Origin of the sequence: Campylobacter sp. 2018MI10 (assembly GCF_018501175.1) — a bacterium.
GTDB lineage: Bacteria > Campylobacterota > Campylobacteria > Campylobacterales > Campylobacteraceae > Campylobacter_E.
Genome location: NZ_JAHCZD010000005.1, coordinates 95,167 through 105,394, shown reverse-complemented (window position 1 = coordinate 105,394; position 10,228 = coordinate 95,167). Strand labels below are relative to the sequence as shown.

General features: G+C 29.1%; 11 protein-coding genes and 1 pseudogene. 10 read left to right on the top strand and 2 right to left on the bottom strand.

The annotated features are described in order from the left end of the window. Positions 1–9 precede the first annotated feature (9 nt). Positions 10–138, top strand: coding sequence for a cation transporter dimerization domain-containing protein (locus KJR01_RS10555; RefSeq protein WP_442862436.1), 129 nt, complete (start codon positions 10–12; stop codon positions 136–138). A gap of 19 nt (positions 139–157) precedes the next feature. Here the strand turns inward: KJR01_RS10555 and der are convergent, their stop codons facing one another. Both der and flgK read right to left on the bottom strand, forming a co-directional pair. Then, positions 158–1,564, bottom strand: coding sequence for a ribosome biogenesis GTPase Der (der, locus tag KJR01_RS03695; protein WP_214117279.1), 1,407 nt, complete (start codon positions 1,562–1,564; stop codon positions 158–160). Positions 1,565–1,598: 34 nt separating this feature from the next. After that, the gene (flgK, locus tag KJR01_RS03690; RefSeq protein WP_214117278.1) at positions 1,599–3,449 is read right to left on the bottom strand and encodes a flagellar hook-associated protein FlgK; all 1,851 of its coding nucleotides are present in this window, start codon (positions 3,447–3,449) and stop codon (positions 1,599–1,601) included. 193 nt (positions 3,450–3,642) lie between these two features. Here flgK and aroQ point away from each other — a divergent pair, with 193 nt between their 5' ends. The 9 genes and pseudogenes from aroQ (at position 3,643) to KJR01_RS03645 (ending at position 10,218) form a co-directional block, all read left to right on the top strand. After that, complete coding sequence (gene aroQ, locus KJR01_RS03685; RefSeq protein ID WP_214117276.1) at positions 3,643–4,128, top strand: type II 3-dehydroquinate dehydratase; 486 nt, start codon at positions 3,643–3,645, stop codon at positions 4,126–4,128. Then, positions 4,128–4,607, top strand: coding sequence for a 2-amino-4-hydroxy-6-hydroxymethyldihydropteridine diphosphokinase (gene folK, locus KJR01_RS03680; RefSeq protein WP_214117274.1), 480 nt, complete (start codon positions 4,128–4,130; stop codon positions 4,605–4,607). Before aroQ ends, folK begins: the two co-directional genes overlap by 1 nt. A gap of 39 nt (positions 4,608–4,646) precedes the next feature. After that, positions 4,647–5,885, top strand: a pseudogene (gene flhF / locus KJR01_RS03675) (flagellar biosynthesis GTPase FlhF); the annotation flags it as partial. Between the two features lie 3 nt (positions 5,886–5,888). Then, a complete protein-coding gene (locus KJR01_RS03670; protein WP_214117271.1) occupies positions 5,889–6,755 on the top strand; it encodes a P-loop NTPase in 867 nt (288 codons plus the stop codon). Between the two features lie 5 nt (positions 6,756–6,760). Beyond that, positions 6,761–7,114, top strand: a complete 354-nt coding sequence (locus tag KJR01_RS03665; protein WP_214117269.1) for a hypothetical protein — start codon at positions 6,761–6,763, stop codon at positions 7,112–7,114. Next, positions 7,098–7,793 carry an RNA polymerase sigma factor FliA gene (locus KJR01_RS03660; protein ID WP_250325125.1) on the top strand — a complete coding sequence of 232 codons (696 nt, stop codon included), beginning with the start codon at positions 7,098–7,100 and terminating at the stop codon, positions 7,791–7,793. The genes KJR01_RS03665 and KJR01_RS03660 overlap by 17 nt, the downstream gene beginning before the upstream one ends. After that, positions 7,786–8,886, top strand: coding sequence for a flagellar motor switch protein FliM (gene fliM / locus KJR01_RS03655; protein WP_214117268.1), 1,101 nt, complete (start codon positions 7,786–7,788; stop codon positions 8,884–8,886). The genes KJR01_RS03660 and fliM overlap by 8 nt, the downstream gene beginning before the upstream one ends. Next, positions 8,879–9,694, top strand: coding sequence for a flagellar motor switch protein FliY (gene fliY, locus KJR01_RS03650; protein WP_214117267.1), 816 nt, complete (start codon positions 8,879–8,881; stop codon positions 9,692–9,694). The genes fliM and fliY overlap by 8 nt, the downstream gene beginning before the upstream one ends. Continuing rightward, complete coding sequence (locus KJR01_RS03645; protein ID WP_214117266.1) at positions 9,691–10,218, top strand: LOG family protein; 528 nt, start codon at positions 9,691–9,693, stop codon at positions 10,216–10,218. The genes fliY and KJR01_RS03645 overlap by 4 nt, the downstream gene beginning before the upstream one ends. Positions 10,219–10,228: the final 10 nt, after the last annotated feature.

Below are 10,228 nucleotides of genomic sequence, written 5' to 3'. Positions count from 1 at the left end.
GATTATCATATACTAACAGCTCATATAATCTTAGATGATTTAAATGAGTTTAAAAGTGTTTTACAAAAGCTTAATGCTTTACTTAAGAATGAGTTTAATATACATCATATTACTATTCAGCCAGAAATTAGCGAATAATTAGGAATTAACTTCCTAATTACTCTTCAATTAATTCTTTTTCGCCTTTTTTACGAGCTGCTATGATTAGTGGGACTCCACTTAAATCATAATGCTTTCTTAATACATTTTGTAAATAGCGTTTGTAAGAAAAATGAAGTGCTTTTGGTCTATTCATTACAAGTGCTATTTTTGGTGGTGCAACGCTATATTGAGTAGCGTAATAAATCTTAACAAGTTTGCCTTTATCGTGTGGCAATGGATGAGCTAGACAAGCTTCTTCTATTATTTGATTTAGTTTTGAAGTTTGGATTTTTTGAATGTAGTTTGAATGCACTTTTAAGATTAAATCTAAAAGATTTTTAATACGCTTTTTGCTAAGTGCTGAAACGCTAATAATAGGTGCATAGGCTAAGAATTTAAATCTATCAAGCCTTAAATGTTTGCAAACTTCATCAAATTCTTTATCACTCTTACCACATAAATCCCATTTATTTAAAACTATAATCACGCCTAAATAATTCTTACCCAAAAGCCCAGCTATTCTTTCATCAAGCTCGTTAAATCCTTCAGCAGCGTCTAATACAAGCAAGGCGATTTGAGAGTTTTCTAGCATTTTTTCGGTGCGATTTAGAGCGTATTTTTCTATACCTAAAATTTTACTTCTTCTTCTAATTCCTGCGGTATCAACAAATTCAAGCGTTTTGCCATTATATTCAATACTTTCATTTACAGGATCAATCGTAGTTCCTGCAATGCTACTTACAACACATCTTTCATCATTTACAAGTGCGTTTAAAAGTGAGCTTTTGCCTACATTTACACGCCCTAAAATTGAGATTTTTATATGATTTTCATCAATTTCGCTAACTTCATTAATGCCTTCTTCATCATATTCACCAGCTATATTTTCATCTAAGAAATCTTCTAAGCTAAGCTCTGAATTATCAGGCACGAAAGTATCACGCAAATGTGAGCTTAAAAAATCATTTAATTCATCAATTCCCGTTGCGTGAGATACGCTTATATTAAATACATTTTTAAATCCAAAACGAGTAAATTCCAAGCTTCTTTCTTCATCTTTTTTACTATCTACTTTATTAATTACTAAAGCTGTTGGTTTTTTAAGCTTTAATAAATCATAAAAATAAGCCTTATCATCATCATTTGCACCCAATTTACAATCTACCATATAAACGATTATATCAGCGTCTTTTGCTTCTTTTAAGGTGTTCTTTTTAACATTTTGAAATAATTCATCTTTATCATCAAGCCCACCACTATCTACTAAAATAGCCTTTTTTCCATTAATATCAACTATTTTTCTATTAGTATCTCTAGTAGTGCCACTAATATCAGAAGTTATCGCTAAGCGTTCTTTTGCCAAGCGATTAAATAGTGAGCTTTTGCCAACATTTGGCTTTCCTATTAACATTATTTTTTGCATATATATCCTTTATTAAAAAAGCTCATTTTAGCTATTATTGTTTAAGTCCTAGCAAAGTATCTAACATTTTATCAACCGTTGTGATGATTTTAGCACTTGCACCAAAACTTGCTTGATATTTCATAAGATTGCTTAATTCTTCGTTCATATCAACACCACTTACTGATTGAAATTCTGCTGTTACATTAGCCAAGATAGCTTCGTTTGTTTTGTATAAAGTATTATTGTTTTCTGCACGACTTGCTATATCTGTTGTTAAAGACCTATAAAATCCTTCAAAAGTAGCTTGAGTGCTTTCTCCTTTAGTATCATAAAAATCAATTTTATTATATTGAAGTTGATTGATTGCATTTGCTACATCGTTATTTCCATCAGCACCAGAACTACTTGCTCTAAGTAAAGTTGGGTCGTGTCTTAGGCTAGTATCTACATTTATATTGCTACCATTAGTGCCTTCAAAGAATTTTCCAAGACCAAAAATTCCAGGAAAATTAGTGCCATGATCTTCTACACCTACTTTAAATCCATCTAGTTTAGGAATAAGACTAAAAATACCACTATCTTTTGTTTCATCATAAGAATAATCAGCTAAAAAATAATCATCAAAATCGTTTAAATTGTTATTATCATTATTATCATCTGTATTAGAATTAATTTTTTCTAATAAACTAGAACTTCTTACTCCACCTGTCATTGATGTGCTTGTATCAAGAGTGATTGTTTTTCTTGCTACTTCTTTACCATTATCGTTATATACGATTAAATCAAATGTGCCTGTTTTTAATCTATTATCTGCATTCATAATAATATCATCACTCTTTAGATGAGACATTTCATTTGATAATATTTGCTTTTGAGCTGCTCTTGAGTAGATATTGTTTGTTTCTGTAATCATAGTTTTTGCAAAAGAATCAAGATTGTTTATATAATCTTGCAAAATACCATCATCAAATCCATTAGTTTGGGTATTAAACTCACGACCCCTTAAATCAAGTTGAGCTCCTAATTGTCCCCCACTTAATTTAGAAGTTAAATCAGCAGTAGTTCCATCTTGAAGCTCATAATAAATCCTTTGAAAAGGGCTTCCTGCAGCAACACTATCTATTCTTAATGGATGAAATGTTGTCCCATCAACTATAGAAAAACCTTCAATATTTAAATGATAATCTATGCTCCCATCTTTTATATTTGTATCAAATGAAGCATTTTGTTCTAAATTCTCTTTAAAAACTGATGATTTAACGAGTTTTGAAAGTCTTAATTCTAATTCATCTCTTTTATCTCTTAAATCATTTGCCATAGAATCACCAGCACTCTCACTTGCTGCTATTTGAGCATTAATTGTAGAAATATCCTTACCAATTCTATTTATTTCTTCAATAGTTAAAACTACATCATCATTTACTGATTTTTGCATTTTAAACATATCATCTCTAGTAGCTTTTATATCTTTTGCAAGGGTTGTTGCTACTTGAACTAGATTTATTTTTGTAGCACCATCAGCAGGGTTGCTAGCATAATTATTCCAAGCTTTTTGATAAGCTTGTAAATCATTTAAAATTCCAACATCTTTTAAATCAGGAAATCTTTGTGCTGCTTCTTCAAGTTTTGTTTTTAGATATTTAGTATGTTCAAAATTATTTGTATTATCACGCATTTTTGTGAAAACATACTCATCGTGAATTCTTACAATCTTATCAACCTTAGTTCCAAGTCCAATATCACCAGCTGGCACATGTAAAGCATCTGCTGCTGATTGAACCACTCTTTGCCTAGTATAATAAGGATTGTTTGCATTTGTAATGTTATGTCCTGTTGTAGATATTTGAACTTGTGCAGCTCCAAGACCACTTACACCTGTATTTAGTGTTGAAAATATACTCATAATTAACCTTTAAAACTTTAACTTGATTTAAGCTTGTTAGCAAAATATATTCCATATCGTAAAAATTTTATTAATCTTTATATTTATTTGAAATTCTTTTTTTAGATATTGATTTAAAAAATATTTTTTAATAACTTATATTAAAATTAAAAACTTATAATCCAACATTAAAATATTTATTAAAGGAAGAAATATGAAAATAATGGTAATTCAAGGACCAAATTTAAATATGTTAGGTCAAAGAGACCCTAGAATTTATGGAACTATGACTATGGCTCAAATACATGAACAAATGAGTATAGCTGCTAAAGAAAGCAATGTTGATATAGAGTTTTATCAAAGCAATTATGAAGGCGAAATAATTGATAAAATTCAAGAGTGTGTAGGAACTTGTGATGCAATTATTATAAATGCTGGTGGATATACTCATACATCAATTGCGATTGCTGATGCAATAGCAGCTACTAGAATGCCTGTAGTTGAAGTTCATATTAGTAATATTTATGCTAGAGAAGAATTTAGAGCTAAGAGTTTCTTAAGTCCTGTTTGTGCTGGAACTATTAGTGGTTTTGGACCATTTAGTTATCATTTAGCATTACTTAGTGCTATTCAAATGGTTCAACAACAAAGAGCATTTATAGCAGCTCAAGAAGAAGCACTAAAAGCAAATAACGCTTAATGCCAAATATCAAGATAAATGAAGCGAGATATTTTAAAAGGATTAAGTATTATCCGTATTTTAGCAAGGATAATAAAGCTTATAAATATTTAGCTTTAATTTCTCTTGGTAGTAATATAGAGCCTGAGTGTGAAAGATTTGTAAGATTATTTAAAAAATTAAAATCTGATAGAAGATTTAAGATTATTCAAACTTCAGCATTATTAATAAATGAAGCTTTTGGGTATAAAGAGCAAAAAGATTTTACAAATGCTTTAATGTTTGTTAAAACAAGTCTTCACGCAAGAGAGCTTTTAAAAGTTTTACAACACTATGAGAATATTTTTCATAGGACAAGAAGTTTTAAAAATGCACCTAGAACTCTTGATTTAGATATTGTTTATTTTAGTGAAAAAACATATTGCGATAAGAGATTAGTATTACCACATTATGGTGCAGAAGATAGGATTAGTATAACTTTAGTATTAGGAACAATGTAAGGAAAAAATATGGCAATTAGGCAAGATAGTTTTAGAGTAGAAAAAGGACAAGATTATTTAGCTTATGTTAGAGATTATTATGGAGATGAAGCTGAAATCGTTGCTGTAACTCAAGTAGAAGGAAGAACTCCAACAAGCCCTGCTATGGTAGAAGTAGTTGTAGCTATTAATGATACAAAAGAAAAAAAGCAACCAATTGTAAATAAAAGAGCAGCGTTACACTACGAAAATAGTTTAAAAGAATTTAAAAGCGATAATTTTGATAGAAAAATAGCTATAGAAAATAAGCAAAATCAAAATGAAAATAAATCACTTAATCAAGATTTAAATTCTAAAAAAGAATTATCTAGATTAAAGTTTAATCCTAATTCTAGCAATAAGTCAAAAGATGATAAGCAATTATTAAATGAGTTAAATAGCAAAGTAGATTATTTAATGAGTATGAGATGGGGAGAACTTGCTCCTGCTAGAAATAATCTTGAAATTCCACCTGAGTTTGCATTAATTTATGATAAAGCAAAAAAAAGTGATATGTTACAAACTCATTTAGATGAAATTATGAGAGCAACTCTTAAAAATATGCCAAAAGCTTTATTGAGTAATAAAGAAGCAATTACTAGATATTTTACAACCTTACTTAAGAGTATGATACCTTGCAGAGTTGATGCACCTATTAGAAAACAAAAAATAATTATGTTAGTTGGTCCAACAGGGGTTGGCAAGACTACAACATTAGCTAAGCTAGCTTATAGATACGCATACGGAAGCAAAAGATACAAAACTGCTATAGTTTCACTTGATAATTTTAGACTAGGTGCTAAAGAGCAATTAGCTGAATACGCTAGGACTATGAGATTACCAATTGCATTTGTATCAACCGAAGAAGATTTACATAAAAACCTTGAGACTTTAAGTGGTTATGATGTGGTTTTAATAGATTCAACTGGTAATTCTCAATATGATAAGACAAAAATTGAAAAATTAGAAAGTTATTTAAAGGCTAGTGAGAGTGAAATTGAAGTTGCATTAGTATTAAATGCAGGTATGAAGTATGATGATATGGAAGAGACTTTTAATGCTTTTAATGCTTTAAATATTGATACTTTAATACTTACAAAATTTGATGAAACTAGAGCTTTTGGTAATATTTTTTCATTAATTTTTAATATTAAAAAACCTGTTTCGTTTTTTTCAATAGGTCAGAATGTTCCTGATGATATTTTAGTAGCTAATAGCGAGTATTTAATTAAATGCGTTTTAGATGGATTTAAAGGATAAATTATGCAAACACAAGCTGATAAATTAAATGAGCTTATGAAAAATGAGCATAAAGTAAATAAGAAAAATACAAAATTTATTGCAATTACAAGTGGTAAAGGTGGGGTTGGCAAAAGCACAATAAGTGCTAATATTGCTAATTTACTTGCAAATGATGGATATAAAGTAGGTCTTTTTGATGCTGATATTGGTCTTGCAAATCTTGATGTGATTTTAAATGTAAAAATAGGCAAAAATTTATTACATGTTTTAAAAGGAGAATGCAAACTAGCTGATATTATTAAACAAGTAAAACCGAATTTAAAACTAATCCCAGGTGATAGTGGTGGAGAGATTTTAAAATACAATAATTCAAGTTATTTTGATGCTTTTTTAGAAGATGCTGAATTATTAGAAGATTTAGACTTTTTGATAATTGATACGGGTGCTGGTATTGGTGGAACTACTTTACATTTTTTAGAAATTGCTGATGAAGTTATTGTTGTAACTACACCTGATCCTGCTGCAATTACTGATGCTTATGCTACTATTAAAGTTACTTCTGATGTAAGAAATGATTTTTTAATGCTTTTTAATGTGGTAAAAAGCGAAAAAGAAGCACTAGATTTATTTACAAATATTTCAAAAGTTGCATCAGCAAATATTAAAAATAATCCTGAATTAAAGTATTTAGGATATTTAGAAAGCTCTGCTTATGTTATTGATTGTATTAAAAGTAGAGTTTTGTTTTCTCAAAGTTCATCAAGAGAAACTAATCAATTAAAAAAAGCTACTAATAATCTTTTATCAAGATTGGAACGAAATGTGCTTAAAGATTCTGATTCAGGAAATATAAAAAGCTTTTTTAAAAGATTAATTGATAGGATTTAAGGTATATGAGAACGGATAATTATATTGCTTTTGTTACAGTTTGTGGATTTTTTATAGGTTTTATTTGTGCTGTATTTAAGATTGATGATCCGTTTATGATGATAGGTTTTACCTTATTTACTACTTTTGTTTTTTATATTTTAATTCATCTTGTTGTTCTTAATTTTGTTGATGCGAAGAAATTAGGTAGTAGAACTTTTGATAAATTTGCTTACGAAAATACTACAAATCATTTTATAAAAGAGCTTGAGATTAGAGAAAATAGAATGGATAAGATTATTCAAAGTGTAGAAAGTGAATTAGAAATTATCAAAAAACAAACAAAACCTGCAAGGAAATATAATGCAAAAGCGGCTTAATGCGTATGCAAGTGCTTTAAGAAATGCTCAAGATGAATTAGCTGTTAAATATCAACCAGCATTAAGAGCTATGGCATTTAGATTAAAAGAACGCTTGCCTGCTAGTGTTGATGTTAATGATTTAATAGGTGTTGGGACTGAAGAATTAATCAAATTAGCAAGACGCTATGATGATTTACAAAATGATAATTTTTGGGGATATGCTAGAAAAAGAGTATATGGTTCTATGCTTGATTTTTTAAGAAGTCTTGATACTTTAAGCAGAAGCAATAGAAAAATTGTAAAAGATATAGAAAAAATAATAAATGATTATATAAATGATTTTGATGAAGAACCAAGTGATGAGTATTTAGCAAGTGAATTAGGTATAGATATAGATAAGATTAAAGAAGCAAGATTAGCACAATCAATTAGCTATATCGTTCCATTAGATGAACAATTACAAGTATTAAGCGATGAAGACGCTAATGAAAGACTTGATAAAGAAAATTTATTAGAAAAAATTACCGAAGTTTTAGAAGAATTAAATGAAAGAGAACAATTGATTATTCAGTTATATTTTTATGAAGAGCTTAGTTTAAAAGAAATTAGTGAAATTTTGCAAATTAGCGAATCAAGAGTATCGCAGTTGCAAAGTAGGGTAATTAATACATTAAGAAAAAGGCTAATTGATGGCTGATATTTTATCTCAAGAAGAAATAGACGCACTTTTAAATTCCGTTGATTCAGCCGATAGTGTCCCTGAAGTAAAGAAAGAAAACGATGAAAGGCAAATCATAATATATGATTTTAAGCGTCCAAATCGTGTTAGTAAAGAGCAACTTCGTGCAGTAAAAGGAATTCATGATAAATTAGCAAGAAGCCTTGCTACTCAAATTTCTCAAATGATGAGAAGTATGGTGGAAATAAAGCTACATTCAGTTGACCAGATGACTTATGGTGAGTTTTTGATGTCTTTACCAAATCCTACTAGCTTTAATGTTTTTTCAATCAAGCCTTTAGATGGAACTTGTGTTTTAGAGATAAATCCTAGTATTGCCTTTCCTATGATTGATAAATTATTAGGCGGAGCTGGAGAAGGAAGTGAAAAAAATAGAGAATTAACAGATATTGAGATTAACTTACTTGATAGTATTTTAAGAATTATGATGGGTAGGCTTAAAGAAAGTTGGTCAATAATTACTGATATGTATCCTAGCGTAGAAGCTAAAGAAAGTAGCCCAAGTGTTGTTCAAATCGTAAGCCAAAACGAAATAGTAATAATGGTTGTTATGGAGCTTACTATAGGTAATAATAGCGGTATGATTAATATTTGTTATCCTGTAATTTATTTAGAACCAATTTTAGGTCGTTTAGCAAATCGTGATGTAATGCTAGGCGAAACAAGTGCTAAAAAAAGTAGAAATAAAGAAATCAAAACCTTAGTAGGTCGTGCTGATATGGTCTATGAAGTGATTTTAGGTAAGGCTTTTATTAGTGTAGAAGAATTTTTAGGACTTGAAAATGGAAATATTATTAAGCTAAATAGAAATGCTGATGATAAAGCTATTGTGAGCGTTGATGGAAAAGATGTATTTTTAGCTCAATTTGGTATTCATAGATACCAAAAATCAATTAAGATTTTAGATTTAATTAAAACTGATAAAGATGAGGTTAAAAACATACTTGAAGCTTATGAGTTAGAGCGTAAAACAAAGGCTGCAGAATTTGATAAAGTAGTAGAAATTCAAGAAGAATTGTCAATGGAAGATGAGGAAAAATTAGATGATTGATGAGTTTTTAGGTTTATTTGTAAATGAATGTATTGCCACTATTGAAGGGCTTACAGGAAAAAGTGCTAGATTTAGCGAATATAGTGAGTTTGATATTAAAAACAATGCCTTAAAGCCACCTATTTTAAAAGCAGTTTTTAAAAGCGAAGATAAAGAATTTGCATTTTTATCAAGTCCTGTGTTAATGAGTGCGATTTCTGAATGGATGATGGGCGAAGAAGAAATCTCAATGAATGAGAATTTAGGCACAGATGAGCTTGACGCTAGCAAAGAAGCAATTAGCAATATATTTTCAGCATTTTCAACTTCATTAAATGCACAAAAAGATTTACCTAAGTTTAATTTTAGCTTAGAAAAATGTGAGTTTTTGACTGATGAGTGTGATTTATCTAAGTTTTATAAAATTTATTTTTATGATGTAAATATCAATGATTTAAATGAGCAAATAAGTCTTGCTATCAATGAAAAAGCTTATAAGCTTTTAAATCCTAATTCAAATTCTACAAAAGAAAGTGAAGTAAGTGCGCCTAAAATGGATTTGGGTGAGTTAAAAAATATTAATTTAATAATGGATGTAAAGCTTCCGATTAGAGTTAGAATTGGTAGTAAAAAAATGCTTTTAAAAGATGTTTTAACAATGGATATAGGTTCTGTTATTGAGCTTGACCAATTAGCAAATGACCCTTTAGAAATATTAGTTGGGGATAAATGTTTTGCTGAAGGAGAAGTTGTTATTGTTGATGGAAATTTTGGTGTGCAAATTACTAAAATCGGAGATAAAAAAGAAAGGTTAGAAAGTCTTAGATGAAATCAGTTACAATTTTTGGCTCGGCTAGATTTGATGAAAATAATAAATATTATAAAGACGCTTTTGAATTAAGTGAAGTTCTAGCAAAGAACGGCTATAGCATTACTACAGGTGGTGGCGGTGGTATTATGCACGCTGCTAATAAAGCTGCTTTTTTAGTTGGCGGGGTTGAGAGTATTGGTATTAATATAAAATTACCAATGGAACAAAGATTAAATGAATATTGCACTAAATCTATTGAATTTAGTGATTTATCTTTAAGAAAAAAAGCCTTAATGCAAAATGATGTAATGATAGTTTGTGCTGGTGGATACGGAACTTTAGATGAATTATTTGAAGTTTTAACCTTAGCTCAAACAAAATTAAGAAATTATAAAATCATTTTATATAACGAAGAATTTTTTAAACCATTAGTTGATTTTTTTAAAAATACACTTTTAAATTCCGGTGCAATTGATGAGAGTTCTTTAAATATTTTTAGCATAGCAAATACACCTAGTGAAGTTTTAGACTTAATAAAATAATTTTTTTACC